This is a genomic window from Novipirellula herctigrandis, from assembly GCA_007859835.1.
In the GTDB taxonomy this organism is placed as follows: Bacteria; Planctomycetota; Planctomycetia; order Pirellulales; family Pirellulaceae; genus Novipirellula_A; species Novipirellula_A herctigrandis.
Genome location: SJPJ01000001.1, coordinates 5,571,978 through 5,588,729, shown reverse-complemented (window position 1 = coordinate 5,588,729; position 16,752 = coordinate 5,571,978). Strand labels below are relative to the sequence as shown.

The 16,752-nt window shown below is 51.1% G+C and carries 15 protein-coding genes; 9 read left to right on the top strand and 6 right to left on the bottom strand.

The genetic code is table 11. The features are described from left to right. Window positions 1-9: 9 nt before the first annotated feature. The 6 genes from CA13_RS20460 to modA all read right to left on the bottom strand — a co-directional run bounded on the left by CA13_RS20460 (window position 10) and on the right by modA (window position 4,484). On the bottom strand, window positions 10-1,149 hold the full coding sequence (locus CA13_RS20460) for a hypothetical protein (protein WP_146399773.1): 1,140 nt from the start codon (window positions 1,147-1,149) through the stop codon (window positions 10-12). After that, window positions 1,076-1,615, bottom strand: coding sequence for a hypothetical protein (locus CA13_RS20455; RefSeq protein WP_146399772.1), 540 nt, complete (start codon window positions 1,613-1,615; stop codon window positions 1,076-1,078). The genes CA13_RS20460 and CA13_RS20455 overlap by 74 nt, the downstream gene beginning before the upstream one ends. Further along, the gene (locus CA13_RS20450; protein ID WP_146399769.1) at window positions 1,612-2,127 is read right to left on the bottom strand and encodes an RNA polymerase sigma factor; all 516 of its coding nucleotides are present in this window, start codon (window positions 2,125-2,127) and stop codon (window positions 1,612-1,614) included. Before CA13_RS20450 ends, CA13_RS20455 begins: the two co-directional genes overlap by 4 nt. A gap of 181 nt (window positions 2,128-2,308) precedes the next feature. Continuing rightward, entirely contained in the window at window positions 2,309-2,995 is a 687-nt protein-coding gene (locus tag CA13_RS20445) for an ATP-binding cassette domain-containing protein (RefSeq protein ID WP_146399767.1), read from the bottom strand. After that, the gene (gene modB / locus CA13_RS20440) at window positions 2,992-3,672 is read right to left on the bottom strand and encodes a molybdate ABC transporter permease subunit (protein ID WP_146399765.1); all 681 of its coding nucleotides are present in this window, start codon (window positions 3,670-3,672) and stop codon (window positions 2,992-2,994) included. Before modB ends, CA13_RS20445 begins: the two co-directional genes overlap by 4 nt. 23 nt (window positions 3,673-3,695) lie before the next feature. Further along, on the bottom strand, window positions 3,696-4,484 hold the full coding sequence (modA, locus tag CA13_RS20435) for a molybdate ABC transporter substrate-binding protein (RefSeq protein ID WP_146399763.1): 789 nt from the start codon (window positions 4,482-4,484) through the stop codon (window positions 3,696-3,698). A 362-nt stretch (window positions 4,485-4,846) separates the two neighbouring features. Here modA and CA13_RS20430 point away from each other — a divergent pair, with 362 nt between their 5' ends. The 9 genes from CA13_RS20430 (at window position 4,847) to CA13_RS20390 (ending at window position 16,724) form a co-directional block, all read left to right on the top strand. Further along, window positions 4,847-6,430, top strand: coding sequence for a sigma-54-dependent Fis family transcriptional regulator (locus tag CA13_RS20430; protein WP_419194623.1), 1,584 nt, complete (start codon window positions 4,847-4,849; stop codon window positions 6,428-6,430). 534 nt (window positions 6,431-6,964) lie between these two features. Next, complete coding sequence (nifH, locus tag CA13_RS20425) at window positions 6,965-7,798, top strand: nitrogenase iron protein (protein WP_146399760.1); 834 nt, start codon at window positions 6,965-6,967, stop codon at window positions 7,796-7,798. A 119-nt stretch (window positions 7,799-7,917) separates the two neighbouring features. After that, window positions 7,918-9,570 (top strand): nitrogenase component I subunit alpha, encoded by a 1,653-nt coding sequence (locus tag CA13_RS20420; protein ID WP_473087472.1) that lies wholly within the window; start codon window positions 7,918-7,920, stop codon window positions 9,568-9,570. A gap of 86 nt (window positions 9,571-9,656) precedes the next feature. Next, complete coding sequence (locus CA13_RS20415; protein WP_146399758.1) at window positions 9,657-11,048, top strand: nitrogenase component 1; 1,392 nt, start codon at window positions 9,657-9,659, stop codon at window positions 11,046-11,048. A 97-nt stretch (window positions 11,049-11,145) separates the two neighbouring features. Then, window positions 11,146-12,570 (top strand): nitrogenase iron-molybdenum cofactor biosynthesis protein NifE, encoded by a 1,425-nt coding sequence (gene nifE, locus CA13_RS20410; protein ID WP_146399755.1) that lies wholly within the window; start codon window positions 11,146-11,148, stop codon window positions 12,568-12,570. Further along, window positions 12,567-13,934: a nitrogenase component 1 gene (locus CA13_RS20405; RefSeq protein ID WP_146399754.1), complete on the top strand. Its 1,368-nt coding sequence runs from the start codon at window positions 12,567-12,569 to the stop codon at window positions 13,932-13,934. Before nifE ends, CA13_RS20405 begins: the two co-directional genes overlap by 4 nt. A gap of 22 nt (window positions 13,935-13,956) precedes the next feature. Next, window positions 13,957-15,255, top strand: a complete 1,299-nt coding sequence (locus tag CA13_RS20400) for a radical SAM protein (RefSeq protein WP_146399752.1) — start codon at window positions 13,957-13,959, stop codon at window positions 15,253-15,255. A gap of 33 nt (window positions 15,256-15,288) precedes the next feature. Beyond that, window positions 15,289-15,591 (top strand): (2Fe-2S) ferredoxin domain-containing protein, encoded by a 303-nt coding sequence (locus tag CA13_RS20395; RefSeq protein ID WP_146399750.1) that lies wholly within the window; start codon window positions 15,289-15,291, stop codon window positions 15,589-15,591. Further along, on the top strand, window positions 15,588-16,724 hold the full coding sequence (locus CA13_RS20390) for a homocitrate synthase/isopropylmalate synthase family protein (RefSeq protein ID WP_146399748.1): 1,137 nt from the start codon (window positions 15,588-15,590) through the stop codon (window positions 16,722-16,724). Before CA13_RS20395 ends, CA13_RS20390 begins: the two co-directional genes overlap by 4 nt. Window positions 16,725-16,752: the final 28 nt, after the last annotated feature.

Here is a 16,752-nt window from a genome sequence, read left to right as displayed (position 1 = left end):
CCAATATTTTCAGGGCGAAATACCGATATCTCGTTCGTCGTCAACACTACCGTCGTTATCAACCATGTCCTGGCCAACCGCGTAGATAGCGATCGAATCACCGACAACGGTTAGCTTCATTGATGATCCATCAAACGGGTCGGTGCACACGGATTCGGGTAGGCCAAGATCGTCAATCGAGATTGCTGTGTCACTTCCCAATGTCTGCCACGTAGCCAAAATTTGAAGAGCTCGAGCCTTGGCTTGGCTGCGTCTCAGACTAGCCAAACTCGACGCAAAACTTGGCCATGCGAGTGCGGTAAAAAGGCCCTCCTTCGGAGATGTTGACGGAGCTAGCCCAGTCGGCATTTTCGCGATGGATTTCATCTCTGAAAAAACGTCGATATAATCGGAAAGTTCGCCAAGCATGAATTGGAAACGTGAAAGTGGAAACGAATCGAACGAGGAGATCCCAAATGCGAGTTCCGTGTCAAGTGTCTTTGCAAAATGGTCCGCAAGAGGAGTATCTTCAAACATGCGCACCAGTTCCGAACGCATTTCCAACGACGCATCCTCAGCATAAATGCAGCTCGCGGCTAAATCGGCTGCTTCGCCAAACAACGCAACACTGACCAAGTAGTTGACCATCAGCGGTTCTTTGGCAAGGTGCTCACTCCAACGCAAGATTGCGATGGCATCAAGAACTGCCTCGTCAGTTTTTCCGTCCGAAAGCGACATCAATCCATGACCACGCAAAACACGAACAACGGTTCGTATCGGATGAACCTGTTTTAGAACATCTTCCACAAGTGGCGTCGGACCAAGCGAGAAATCGTAGTCCGGCTGGTATTTGGGCAAACGTGAGGCTTCACGAAGCTTCACTACAAGACCGGGATTCTCAATCTCGCTTTTTCGAGCGACTTGGATTGCAGCGGCAACATGTTCTTCATCGGTTTCTATTTCGAGTGTTGCTTTGGCAAGCTGATGATCATAATCCGAGATGACCTTCTCAAGCGACCCGATCGCTATGGCTGCATTCTGGGAGTCGTCGACTGGTGAAGGCTGAAGATCAGCAATACAAAGCGGTTTGCCGGCCTCACGCAATGTCGCCAAACGTGTTTCCAATTGGCGTGACGCTCGCCAATTCAGAAACGCGACAATCAAGATCACGATGGATACGACCGAGAGGAGGAAGATCGCGGTCCACTTGAGGAATTTCTTTAGTCGTTTCACGGAACAGCTCTTTATTCAATGTTTCGAGGACAGCAAGGTGGTGACGAAAGAACGCTTGGGGCGAATTGAAAGGATTTCCGCTTGCAAAGCGACTCCTGTCGTCCGTGGTTTGGTTCGTGGAATCCGATACTGATTGGTGATTGCCGTGGAGCAGTTTACCGGTGGACCAATTAACGAGGCCGAATGTGAACAGACTTAAAAGTAAAAAACATGGAGCCGCATAGGTTGCAAACCGTTCAATGCGAACAAACCAGTGACGTTTTTCCGATTCGGCCAATGTCACATTGGTTTCCGAATCGCGTTGAATTTCGATCGCACCGAGCACGGCAACACGCAGCGACGCGGGTGCCTGCGGAGGCGTTAAACGCCGAAGCGATTTTTCGATTGGATCGTGCTGGCTCATCCGATCTGCTCCTGAATGTTCGTTCGAAGTTTGGACAAGGTGCGCCGGTATCGACTCGCACACGTTCCCACCGGCTCCTCCAAAATCTCAGCAATCTGTGCAAACGTGAACTCGGAATAAATTTTCAAGTGAACAATCTCGCGTTCGTCATTGGATAGTTGGGCAAGGACATATCGTAAAAATTCGGCATCTTCCTCGTGTGAATCATTGACCTGCAACGCAGATTGTTCGTCAAGTTGCAACGGCCTTGGACGACGTGGCGTTCGACTCAACCATCGATTGGTTTCGTTTCGTGTCACCATGAACACGTACGCTCTCAAATCACCGACATCCATCAAACGATCTCGGAAGCGGAACAATCGTATAAAAACCTCCTGCAAAATTTCCTCCGCTGCGCCACGATCTCCACTCAACGCGGTGACGTAATGAAACAGCGCATCGACAGTCACATCATACAATTCAGCCCACGCCGATTGTTCGCCCTCGGCTAGTCTCCCCGCCAATCTGCTCATCGCTGCTCCACAAGGTACTGCTGTCGGAAGTAAAGACCTCGCATCAAAACGAATTTATGCATCGGTATCGAAATTTATTGGATTTCGATAATTCTTTGTATTCGATCACAACGCACAGACTCGCTGAGGTGAAGACAACATCCCATCATGCCCCCAAACAGCTCGAATGCAAAAACCGCTCTCAACAGCAGCACGGTTGAGAATAGCAATTCGAGTTGATGCTATCCGCTCGTAAGAAGCCGTTTTCAATCGTAAAAACGCCCTGAGCAATTTGCTCAACCAGCAACCGATTGTGGCTAACCAACAGTGTAGGAATTTGAAACTCCTCAACCACTCGCTCGATGTATGTCGATATTTGCTCGCGCAGGCTCTCTTCCACCGCTGTGAGTGGTTCGTCCAGTAGTAGTAGCCTCGGCCCCGACGCAATCGCGCGTGCCAAGGCGACCCGTTGCTGTTGTCCCCCGCTAAGTGATCCGGGATACCGACCAAGAACGTGTTGGATTTCGAGTGTCTTGATTAGCTTCGCAACACACACTTGGTCGTCACCACGTCTTCGATTTCCATACTCAATATTGGCTTTGACCTTCAAATGAGGAAACAATCGATTCTCTTGGAAAAGAACCCCAATCTGACGACGCTCAGGCGTGACAAAAATGCTTTTCGTTGTATCAACCAGAACTTGATCGCCAAGACAAATGAAACCACTTTCTGGTATCGCCAACCCTGCGATCAGTGACAACAGCGTCGTCTTGCCGCTACCCGACGAACCACAAATCGCGGTTACGGTGTCCGTAGCATTCATCACCACATCCAATTTAAATCCGGATGCGTGTTGATAACGACAATTGATTGAAAGCGTGTTATTCATGCTTGCCCCGCGACACCTCGACGATCAAGTCGCTCACCGGCGAACAATGCGACAACCGCAATCGCAATTGAAAACAACACGATACTTCGCGCCCCGTTCATTCCCTCTGGTACTTGCAGTTGGTTAAAAATGTAGAGCGGAATCGTTTGAGTTTCACCTGGGATACTTCCGGCAATCATAATTGTCGCTCCAAACTCACCTAAACTTCTGGCAAACGAAAGCATGCAACCTGCGATCACACCGTGACGAGCCAGCGGAAGCGAAACAGTAAAAAACGTATCGAGCGGGCTTGCCCCAAGCGTTCGTGCCGCTTGTTCCAATTTCGGATCAACCGAACTGAACGCGACCCGAATTGCACGCACCATCAATGGAAGCGAGACGACCGCTGCTGCCAAAGCAGCTCCTTTCCAATCGAACACAAATCGCAATCCGAACCAATTCTCAAGGATCCGACCTAAAAACCCACTGCGTCCGAATGTCACCAGTAGCAGATAGCCGGTCACAACCGGAGGCAACACCAACGGCAAATTGACGATCGTTTCCACCACCGCTTTGCCGAAAAAGCGTTTTCGAGCGAGCAGCCATCCTGTTGCTATACCAATCGGCAAACTCACAAGGACACCCACAAACGCCACCTGGATGCTGAGCCAAATCGCATTCCATTCAGCAGATGACATTGGTTGACCTTTGAAGTTTTTATCTATCGCGCCGGACGAAAACCATGCGATTCAAATACTCTAATCGCTTCGTCTGATTTCAGATACTCGTAAAACGGTTTCGCCATAACATTCGCTATTCCATTGTTGAGCAATAACACGGGATAGACAATTGCGTCGTGCGACTGCGGATCGAATTCGCTAACAATCTCCACGCCATCCGAGTTCTTCGCGTCGGTTGCATAGACAATCCCAGCTTCCACTTCACCTCGCTCTATATATGTCAACGTCAATCGCACATCACTGCCCCGTACCAACTTGTTCACAGACACGAGCGTTTCATATAACCCGAGCTTCCGCAAAACCTGTTCCGCGTAAATCCCGGCCGGCACATTTTCACCAGCAATTGCGATCCGCCGAACTTCGTCCGAATTCAAATCACTCGGTTGTTGGACGCGTGCTGGGTTTCCCTTGGGGACAACTAACACGAGCCGATTGGTAAGCAGCGGCGTGCTTTCCTCAGCAATTCCTGACTCGATAATCGCGTCTGCCCATTGCTGGTTTGCCGAGACAAAAACATTCGCCGGTGACCCCGCGGCAATTTGACGCGCAAGACCATTCGAAGCCCCACTGCAAAGGACCACTTGCGTTCCGGTTTGCAACTCGAATTGGTCAACAATCTCATTCATCGCCTCCACCGTACTTGCAGCTGCTAACACAATCGCGGCGTTCTCTTCGGGCACATTTTTTTCCACTCCGCCGCACCCAAGCAGTAGCAACCACGACATTAGGGCGAATAGAAAAACCAACGATGGCTTCATTACGATCTTCATTTTGAGTGTTCCAACCTACTGGAAGTCCCTTACCACGTGGCAACGAATTACCCACAGTCACTTGAAGGACGATGCCGCGCTGTATACGCAAATGGAAATAGGATACGCAAATGGAATACCGACAACGCTACTGCGGTACGCAACTTGCCCCGCATCTCATTGGCATATGCCTTTGTGAGGCATATGTTTCGCGGATCGACTCGCATTGTAGTACTCCGAATTCGACTAAGCCGCTGCGTTTTGCGCGGTTTCGTCTAGTTCTCTCCCGTGTTCCAAAAATGATAACCTGCGACACTTTGTCAAAGTCCCCTAGAACGATCGCAATGGAAGTGCATACAAATTGTGCAGGTGAAGGTTGCCCCATGCACGACGATCTAGCAAGTGCTGCCTCATGCGCGGAACTTCGCCGACGACGTGAACTCGAACGAAAAGCCATGCTCCAGATCGCTCGCTTGCTTTCGGATCATCCTGGACAGAACCAAACACTATTGGAAATTGTTGACTGTATCGAGCAACACTTGGGGATGAGGCATGTGACGGTGATGATGGTTTCCGTCGATGGTCAACGGCTCGAATTAGCGGCAACCAAGACACCACTTACGGACGCACGGGGACATGTTGGTTACGATCGCGGTGAAGGGGTGATCGGCCGAGTCTTGCAAGCGGGCCAACCGGAGATCGTTAGCCCGATTGGCGATGATCCACGTTTTCGGAATCGAATTCACCAACGCACTCCATTTCAATTGGAATCACACGCTTTCGTCTGCGTCCCGATCACGGTCGAAGGAGAAACCTTCGGTACGCTTTCGGCTGATATCGAAACGAAGAATGCAGATGAATTGCAGGACGCCGCAGAGACCCTTGGCATCATCGCCAGTATGATTGCTTACGATGTGAACGGTCGTCGCACTCGGCGACTCGAACGTGAAATGCTAGAACTGCAAAATTTGCAGCTGCGGGATACGCTTCAGGAAAGATTTCGCCCAAGTAATTTGATCGGCGGATCGAAACCGATGCGTCAACTCTATACACAAATTCAGCAAGTTGCTCCGAGTGATACAACAATCTTGATCCGAGGTGAATCGGGGACAGGCAAAGAACTTGTCGCAACCGCAATTCACTGCACAAGTGCTCGATCGCAAAAACCGGTAGTCAAGGTTAACTGCGCCGCATTGAACGAAAACTTACTGGAAAGCGAATTATTCGGGCATGAAAAGGGAGCTTTCACCGGAGCGGTTCAACAGCGAAACGGTCGCATCGAAGAAGCGGAGGGCGGAACGCTGTTTCTCGACGAAATCGGTGAATTTTCACCGATCATACAGGTGAAATTGCTAAGAGTCTTGCAGGAACGGCAATACGAGCGAGTAGGAAGCAGCACCACTCGAACAGCGAACGTCCGCATTGTAGCCGCGACGAACCGAGATTTAGAGCAGGCGGTTCGACAAGGACAGTTTCGACAAGATTTGTACTACCGCATCAATGTTTTCCCTGTTCACCTACCGCCGCTTCGCAAGCGTCGTGATGACATTTTGCAATTAGCAAATCACTTCGTCGCTAAATTCTCAAAGCGAATGGATCGGCCGATCAAACGAATTAGTACCCCAGCTATCGACACATTGATGATGTATCACTGGCCAGGAAATGTTCGTGAACTAGAAAATTGTATCGAGCATGCGGTACTTCTGTCGCAAGAAGGTGTAATCCATAGCCACAATTTTCCGCCGACAATCCGAATGCCAGACGAAAAACATCCGAATGGATCCGAAACCGAAAATTGTTTCTCATTGAGCACTCGAGTCAACTCGCTCGAACGGGATATGATTAGCGATGCCTTGAAACGATCAGGCGGAAACATGGCCGCAGCTGCAAGAGAGCTGGGAATCAGTTCGAGGATGATTCGTTACAAGGTCAGGAATTTGGGAATTGATTGGAACTCAGAGTTGTGAGTGCCTCGAAGCGGATGCATCCAATAGCCGGTGGTGAGCTTTGCTTACGACCGGCTATTTTTTTGATTCCTATCGGCTTCGATATCTTGATGTTGCTATCAGAAACTTTGAGCGCAACAAAATTGTCGCTTCGCACTCCTCGCGCGACAATTCTGTCACTTCACTCACTTTGACGGCTCTTGGGTGACGTTTACCCCGCAAGCAATCTGGCCCGCGAGATTGCCCCCCTTACTGTTTGCACCCTCTGCACCGGAGCGACATTCCTGTCGTTTTCAACTTCGTCTGGCTACCGCGGCAAACACTCTTGTCGTCGCGATAACGCTGCCATTTTTCAGATTATCTTGATCGCGTATACGCTCGGCGTTTTTCAGTAAAAGCGAGAGACGCGATGCAACACATTGTTTTTTCCATACGCATTTTGGATGACAGACAAAGCACTTTGGTACGACCTTCGCATTCACAAAACAATCATGTGCTACAAGACGTGTCGCCGACGGTGATGCGAAACCTCACTATACGAAAGGGAACAAAGCAATGCGTAAGATCGCAATTTATGGCAAGGGCGGAATCGGGAAATCAACAACCACACAAAACACCGTTGCTGCTCTGGCGGAAATGGGAAAGAAAATCATGGTGGTGGGATGTGACCCCAAGGCCGACTCAACTCGACTGCTACTTCACGGGCTCGCACAAAAGAGCGTTCTCGACACGCTTCGTGAAGAAGGCGAAGACGTTGAACTCGATGACATCCGCCGTGAAGGCTACGGAAATTGCCTGTGTGTTGAATCGGGTGGCCCAGAACCGGGCGTCGGTTGTGCAGGTCGCGGGATCATCACCTCGATCAACATGCTTGAACAACTCGGTGCCTATGAAGAAAGCGAAGAACTCGACTATTCATTTTACGACGTACTTGGCGACGTGGTTTGTGGCGGTTTTGCAATGCCGATTCGCGAAGGCAAGGCCCAAGAAATCTACATCGTTTGTTCAGGCGAAATGATGGCAATGTATGCGGCCAACAATATCTGCAAAGGGATAATGAAGTTTGCCGAATCAGGCGGTGTACGACTGGGCGGATTGATCTGCAACAGTCGGAACGTGGACAACGAAAAGGAAATGATCGAAGAGTTCGCCAAACAACTCGGCACCCAAATGATCCATTTTGTGCCACGCGACAACGATGTTCAACGTGCGGAAATCCGAAAGATGACGGTCATCGATTGGAACTCGAGTTGCCCGCAAGCGGACGAGTATCGCGCCTTGGCAGCAAACATCGATGCAAACAAATTGTTCGTTGTGCCAAACCCCTTGCAGGTCGAGCAATTGGAAGAATTGCTAATGGAATTTGGTCTGCTTGAAGGCGTTGCTTAAAGAGAAAAAAAATCTGTAGCGGTGGCATTCTGCCACTTCGACGCCGAAACGATGGCAAGAAGCCACCTCTACTTAACAGCGAATTCATTCTTACTTTCAAACCATTGGGAGCGACAATCGTGTCCACCGAACGGATCAATACGCCCGACCTCAATACGCCCAGCGAACCCTTCGTGGTTGAAGCACTGACGGCGGAGCAAATCAAAGAGGAACTGACTCGGCAATACCCGAGCAAAGTGAAGCGAAAACGTGACAAACAAATCGTCTTGAACGAAAAAAAGAAAGACGAATCCGGCAGTTTGACATTGCCAGTCATCAATGCAAACACGCGAACCTCGCCAGGTATCATCACCCAACGGGGATGCACCTACGCGGGATGCAAAGGCGTCATCATGGGGCCAACCCGTGACATCATCAACATCACACACGGGCCGATCGGATGTGGTTATTACTCTTGGCTGACGCGGCGAAATCAAACCAAACCGCCAACCGAGGAACACGACAACTACATTCCGTATTCGTTCTCGACTGACATGCAAGACGAGAACATCATCTTTGGTGGTGAGAAGAAACTCAAAGCTGCGATCAAAGAAGCCTATGAAATGTTCCATCCCAAAGCGATCGCGGTGTTCGCGACTTGCCCCGTTGGATTAATCGGCGACGATGTCCACCAGGCTTGCCGTGAAATGAAACGCGAACTCGTTGACTGCAACGTCTTTGCGTTCTCTTGCGAAGGCTACAAGGGAGTCAGTCAATCGGCGGGCCACCACATCGCCAACAACGGTGTATTCCAAAACATGGTCGGTAACCAAACCAAGGAGCCGAAAGGCAAGTTCAAAATCAACTTGCTCGGAGAATACAACATCGGTGGCGACGCATTTGTCCTCGAAGAGATGTTTGAAAAGTGCGGTATTACGCTGCTGTCAACCTTTAGTGGAAACTCGACAGTGGAACAATTCGAGCAGGCTCATTGGGCCGAACTCAACTGTGTAATGTGTCACCGATCGATCAATTATGTCGCGGACATGATCGAGAAGAAATATGGAGCCCCCTGGATCAAGGTGAACTTTATTGGTGCGAAAGCAACCGCGAAGAGTTTGCGAAAAATTGCTGAGTTTTTCAACGACCCGGATCTGACCGAACGAGTTGAAAACTTTATCACCGCAGAGTATCCCGCGGTGCTAAAGGCTCAAGCCGAGATCTTACCTCGCACCGAAGGCAAACGCGCAATGCTGTTTGTCGGTGGCAGCCGAGCCCATTCCTATCAAGAGCTGTTTTCGGAAATCGGCATGAAGACGATTGCAGCCGGGTATGAGTTCGCTCACCGCGACGATTACGAAGGTCGCAAAGTATTGCCTGACATCAAGGTCGATGCCGACAGCCGCAACATCGAAGAATTGACGGTCGAGCGAGACGAAGAACTGTATCGCGAGCCAAAGACAAACGCTGACTTGGAGTCGCTCAAAAACAGAGACTTTTTTGAAAACTATAAGGGCATGATGGCTGACATGGGCGAGAAAGCGATGATCATCGACGACGTCAGCCATCACGAAGCGGAGAAGTTGATCGAGATGTGCCAACCGGACATTTTCTGTGCCGGCATTAAAGAGAAGTACGCTGTGCAGAAGCTAGGTGTGCCGTGCAAACAACTCCACAGCTACGACTATGGCGGACCGTACGCCGGGTTCCAAGGCGCGATTCAGTTCTACAGTGACATCGATCGCATGGTGAACAGCAAAGTCAAGGACATGATCAAGGCTCCTTGGGAGTGAAACACACGTCGAACACTCGAACGTGACGGTCAGCCTCGATAAGGCTGACATGCATCCAAACTCAACCACAGAAGGAACATATCAAAATGGCACTCTTACGACATACCACTGACGACGTCGTTGAACGTCAAGCATTGACCGTTAATCCTGCGAAAACGTGTCAACCTATTGGAGCAATGTACGCCGCCCTTGGGATTCATCGCTGTTTGCCGCATAGCCACGGCTCACAAGGCTGCTGCTCTTATCACCGCAGCACTCTCAGTCGGCACTACAAAGAACCCGCGATGGCCGCGACCAGCTCTTTCACCGAAGGATCGTCCGTGTTCGGTGGACAAGCGAACTTGTTGCAGGGTCTTAACACCATCTTCTCGGTCTACAAACCAGATGTGGTCGCCGTTCACACGACTTGTCTATCCGAAACGATCGGCGACGACATTCCTCAAATCGCCGATGCAGCAGTCGCGAAAGGGTTCGTTCCCGAGGGTAAACGCGTGATCCATTGCAACACGCCAAGTTACGTCGGATCGCATACGACCGGGTTTGCCAACATGACCAAGGCGATGGTCGACTACTTTTCCACATCCACCACAGACGAAAAGATTGACGGCCAGGTCAACATCATTCCGGGGTGGGTCGAACCCGCCGACATGAGTGAAATCAAACGGCTCGTCAAATTGATGGGACTCGATGGGATCACGTTTCCTGACACGTCCGGCGTTCTCGATGCACCACTCAAGTCGGAATACAACATGTATCCCGACGGCGGCACCACGATCGATCAGCTCGAATCGACAGGCGATTCCGCAGGCACGATCGCACTCGGGCCAATCTGCTCCGGACCTGCCGCCGAAGCACTTAAAAACAAATGCCAAGTGCCACAGGAAACGTTACCGCTGCCGATCGGTTTACGAGCGACGGACATTTTCATCCAAGCACTTCGCAAGTACAACGGCGGTGAAGTGCCCGCTGAAATCACCGCTGAACGTGGCCGGTTGGTCGACTTAGTTTCAGACATGTCTCAGTACTTCTATGGCAAAACGGTAGCACTTTGGGGCGATCCCGACCAACTTGTTTCTCTGACTCAGTTTCTTGTCGACTTAGACATGCGGCCAAAGTACATCGTCACAGGAACACCTGGTAAAGCGTTCCTTCGCCGTATTGGCGAGGTATTGGGCGACAGCGTCAAAGAGGTGATCGCCAAACAAGGCCCCCAAGCAGACATGTTGTATTTGCACCAATTGATCAAACGAGAAAAAGTCGATTTGCTGATCGGCAACACTTACGGCAAGTACATCAGCCGTGACGAGGATATCCCTTTGTTGCGGCACGGCTTCCCAATCATTGACCGCATCGGACATCAGTACTTTCCTACGACGGGTTATCGAGGAGCGATGCGATTGTGCGAAAAAATTCTCGATGCCTTCTTGGATCGCCAAGATCGTGACTCACCCGAAGAGAGTTTCGAATTGACGATGTAAAGCCGAAATTGGATGCCGGACTTCTCCGTCTGGCAGTTAGAGGACATCCGTCGAATGTCAGCCTGAAAAGGCTGGCGAACTGGAAATCAAAAACGCAATGACTACCACGCAAATCCTTGCCGACCGCCGAGCACACATCCACGAAAAAGGAACAGCTCCGTTTAACATCGCTTGCGAAAAGCAAAGTGTTGCCGGATCCGTGAGCCAACGCGCTTGCGTGTTCTGTGGATCACGTGTCGTCCTCTACCCAATCGCCGATGCGTTGCATGTGATTCACGGGCCGATCGGATGTGCAGCCTACACATGGGACATTCGTGGAGCATGGTCGAGTGGACCGCAACTGCACCGCATGAGTTTTTCAACCGACCTACAGGAAAAAGATGTCGTCTTCGGTGGTGAGAAAAAACTCTACCAAGCGCTCGTTGAACTGATTGAACATTATCGCCCCAAAGCGGCGTTTATCTACAGCACTTGCATCGTCGGTCTAATTGGTGATGACGTCGAAGCGATCTGTCGCCGCGTCTCGGCAGAAACGGGTGTGGAGACGATCCCGGTCCACTCCGAAGGTTTCAAAGGATCAAAAAAAGACGGCTATACCGCGGCCTGCAACGCTCTCGACCAACTCGTTGGTACCGGTGATACGACCGGAATCAGCCCGCTTTCGATCAACATACTCGGCGATTTCAACATCGCGGGAGAGACTTGGGTAATCAAGGATTACTATAAAAAAATGGGTGTAGACGTCGTCGCTACGATCACGGGAGACGGACGGGTCGACGATATCCGTCGGTGCCACGGAGCGGCACTGAACGTAGTCCAATGTTCTGGGTCAATGACACAACTTGCGATGAAGATGAAACAGGAATACGGAATCCCGATCATTCGCGTTTCCTACTTCGGCATCGAAGACATGAGCAAGGCGTTGTACGACGTTGCAGAGTACTTGAATGACAAAACGGTCATGAAAAACACTCAAAACCTAGTCCGCGATGAAGTTTCAAACCTTGTTCCACAACTCCGTAAATATAAGCATGATCTTCAGGGAAAACGAGCAGCCGTCTATACCGGAGGTGCGTTCAAGGCTCTATCGATGATCCGTTCTCTTCGCACTCTTGGCATGAAAACGGTCATCGCCGGATCGCAAACAGGTAACAAGCAAGACTACAAACGACTTCAAGAACTCAGTGACGAAGGCACGGTCATTCTCGATGATACCAACCCGCTAGAGTTGGCGAAATTTCTCGAAGAAAAAAAGGCTGATCTGCTGATTGGTGGCGTAAAGGAGCGACCGATTGCTTACAAGCTCGGGCTCGGTTTCTGCGACCATAATCACGAACGCAAAATTGGGCTTGCTGGATTCGAGGGCATGTTGAACTTCGCAAAAGAAGTTCACGGCACGGTCACCAGTCCGGTTTGGAAACTTGCCTCGCTGCGTGACCGGCTTGTAGACCGTCACCGATTGCTAGACGGTGACCGCTCACGGAACGGTAACCGATTCGTGGAAGGGGGAAACGCATCATGATTGCCTCGCTTCCTGTATCACAACACTTCACGGCGACTCGAAACGCCTGCAAACTTTGCACACCGCTCGGCGCATGCTTAGCGTTCAGCGGTATCGAAGGTGCGTTACCCTTCTTGCATGGTTCACAAGGATGTTCAACCTACATCCGCCGCTACATGATTAGCCATTTTCGCGAACCGATGGACATCGCTTCGTCAAATTTTGGCGAGCATACTGCGATTTTCGGAGGAGGCAAGAACATTCGGATTGGACTTGCTAACGTGATCGAAGGCTACAACCCAACGATGATTGGTATTGCGACAACGTGCCTTTCCGAAACGATCGGCGACGATGTGAAGATGTTCTTACATGAGTTCCGAAAAGACCATGAAGGTGAAGCTCTTCCCCACTTGGTTCACGTCGCCACACCGAGTTATACCGGTACACATGCCACAGGATACCACGATGCCGTTCGTGCGATTGTGGACGTTTTGGCCAAACCGGGGCCGACGATCAAAGGGCTCGTGAACGTGATTCCGGGGATGCTGTCGCCTGCCGATCTACGTTGGCTGAAGCAAGTCGTGGCCGATTTCGGCCTCGATCCGATACTGTTGCCCGACTATTCCGACCGACTCGATGGAGGCACTTGGTCAGAATACAAGAAGTTGCCACCCGGCGGGACGACGATTGACCAAGCAGCACGGATGGGACAAGCCCAAGCGACGTTGGAATTCGGATTCACGACCAAACAATCCACCAGTGCCGGGACGCTGCTTGAAAAGAAGTTTGGAATACCTTGTCATCGACTGGGCGTTCCGATTGGCGTTGGCGACACAGACGCGCTGTTTGACAAACTGCAACAAATCAGTGGACGGCCTATACCGGAATCCTACACGGCAAAGCGAGAACGTTTGGTCGATTCATATATCGATGCTCATAAGTACGTGATTGGAAAGCGGGTTGTTGTTTTCGGTGAGGAAGACTTGGTCGTTGGGATGACCGCGATGATGGGCGAAGTTGGCTTGAAACCCGTGCTTTGCTCATCCGGGGGAAAGAGTGGCAAGATGGCCGATTGCATTCATGCGGCTGCACCCGAGATTGCGGAGCATTGCGAGATCCGCGAAGGTGTCGACTTTGAAGAAATCGCGGACCATGCCCGGGAACTTAAACCCGATTTATTGGTTGGAAATAGCAAGGGCTACAAGTTGGCTCGCGAGTTAAACGTGCCTCTGATCCGTGTGGGCTTTCCGATTCACGACCGTATTGGCGGCGCTCGCATTTTACATGTTGGCTACGACGGTGCCCAAGCACGCTTTGATTCGATCGCCAATAGCTTGTTGGAAATACGTCAACAAGATTCCGACGTTGGCTTTACCTATTTTTGAAAGATAACGGAGACATTTTGCTATGACTATCGACACCTCGCGGCACCCATGCTTTAGCGCAAGTGCCAAGCACAAATTCGGGCGGGTTCATTTGCCGGTCGCACCAAAATGCAACATTAGCTGCAATTTTTGCAATCGCAAATTCGATTGTGCCAACGAGAGCCGACCGGGCGTCACCAGCACCGTGCTTTCTCCGGCCCAATCGGCGGCATACCTTAGCAAGGTCAAAGCGTTGGTCGAATGCCCCATCACGGTCGTCGGAATCGCCGGACCGGGCGACCCCTTTGCAAACGCCGAAGAGACCATGGAAACACTACGCCTGGTTCGCGAGTCGGACCCAGACATCATTTTATGCATCGCCTCGAACGGACTTAATCTCGAACCGTATGTTGAAGAGTTGGCGGAATTAAAAACTAGCCATGTAACGGTAACCGTTAACGCCGTCGATCCAAAAATTGGTGCTCAAATTTATCGCTGGGTCCGTCCTCAGCCTAATCGTGTTTATCGTGGCGAAGAGGGCGCGAAGTATTTACTGGATTGCCAACTGGCCTCGATTAACGCACTCAAACGATGTGGAATCACGGTAAAAATCAATACGATCGTCATGCCGGGCGTCAATGACCACCACATCACCGAGATCACTCAAGTGATGGCCGATCTTGGTGTAGACGTTCAAAATTGCATGGCATTGGTGCCAGTCGAAGGGACGCCGTTCGAAAATTTGGAGGCACCAGAACCAAAGTTGATGATGGAAATCCGCAAGGATATTCGTCAGTGGTTACCACAAATGTCGCATTGTGCTCGGTGCCGAGCCGACGCGGTAGGACTACTCGGTGAAGCGAACTCGGATTTGGTTCAAGAGGCGTTGATCGAAACGGCTACAAGTCCGCTGAATCCGGCCGAAAATCGGCCTTATGTTGCCGTCGCGTCGCTGGAAGGGATGTTGGTGAATCAGCATCTCGGTGAATCCGAACAACTATGGATCTTCGAACGCGCAGCAGACGGATCGTTCGAGATGATTGAGACACGCCCAACGCCGTTACCGGGCAGCGGATCGCGACGTTGGAAAGATCTTGCTAATCGGTTGACCGATTGTCGCGCGGTTTTAGCCGCACACGCCGGTCCATCGCCCAAGACAGCACTCGCCAAAGCCGGCATCCGTGTAATGGTTGCCGAAGGGCTAATCGACGAAGCACTCGAATTGGTCTTCGCGGGAAAAAAACCTCGCATGCCACTACGTGTCGCCGCCGACGGATCAGGTTGCGATTCGGATGGAGTTGGCTGTGGCCCGTGTAGCGGACCAGGGACGGGATGTGGATAACTTTCTTAACTCCGACAATAAGTGAGAATCAAAATGGAAAAGCCTCAATATCATATTCTTGTTTGCAGTAGTGCTCGCGCCAACGGCGAACTGAAAGGTGTTTGCCACAAAAAAGGTGCGTCGGATTTGCCACAGTATCTCGAAGACGAGATTCTCGATCGCGGACTCGATGCATTGGTATCAACGACAAGCTGTTTCAAGATGTGTAACAAAGGACCAGTGCTAACGGTGTATCCCAACGGATGGTGGTACGGTGAAATTGACGAAGAGAAGATTGACGAGATTCTCGACTCGCTCGAAGAAGGCAAGGCCGCCGAAGAGTTGTTGATGGCATGATGGATGTTTATCTAATCGACACGACGCTTCGCGATGGCGAACAACGAGCTGATGTTGCATTCTCTCATGCACAGCGTGAGACCATCGCGATGATGCTCGGCGACCTTGGGGTCCCTGAAATCGAGGTGGGAACCCCAGCAGCGGGCCGAGATGAAATTGAATCAATCCGCCAAATCACGCGACTCGGCCTTGATTGTCGATTGACCGGTTGGTGTCGCGCGTTGTCCGAAGACCTCGATGCAGCGGAGAGTGCCAATCTTCGTGCGGTTCACTTTTCGTTACCAGTGTCGAGCATCTTGCTATCCACTCTCGGACGGGATCGGCCTTGGGTGTTTGGGCAACTCAACCTACTGCTTGCCGATGCCCGCAGTCGATTCGATTTTGTCTCGGTCGGCCTGCAAGATGCATCACGCACCGAGACCCGTTTTCTGATTGAATTGGCTTGTTGTGCCGCGATGAATGGTGCAAATCGTGTTCGTTTAGCCGACACGGTCGGCGTTTGGGATCCAATGCGAACATGGGATGTCGTATGCCAAGTTCATGAGGCGGTTCCCGATATCGTATTGGGATTTCACGGACACAACGATCTTGGAATGGCAACCGCAAATTCGATAGCGGCCGTTCAAGCCGGAGCCAAGTGTGTCGATGTGACCATCAATGGGCTAGGCGAACGAGCCGGGAATGCGGCTTTCGAAGAAGTCGCGATGGCATTGAAAGTAGTCTTCAAAGAGGATATTGGTTTACGAACGGAGAACCTAACGTCAATGTGCGATTTTGTTGCTGACGCAAGCAACGTGCCAATCGCTCCTCACAAGGCCATTGTGGGAAAACACGTTTTTCGGCATGAGTCGGGAATCCATGTACGCGCGATGCAGGAAGATCGTCGCAGCTACGAACCTTTCGCGCCGGCGGAAGTCGGGCAAGTCGATTCCGTTACCGTCTTGGGAAAACATTCGGGCCGTGCGGCGCTGCATCAAGCGTTAGCGGAATCGGGAATCGAATTGAATGCTGACCAAGCGGATCGATTGTTGACCGCCGTTCGTCAGCGATCGAGTTCGATGGGCAGGTCGCTTTCACCCACTGAAGTATTGGAATTATACGAGCGAAAACTTAGTCCTGGCGTCAGCTATTAAATTGCGATTTTCACAGAACCGATGTTTG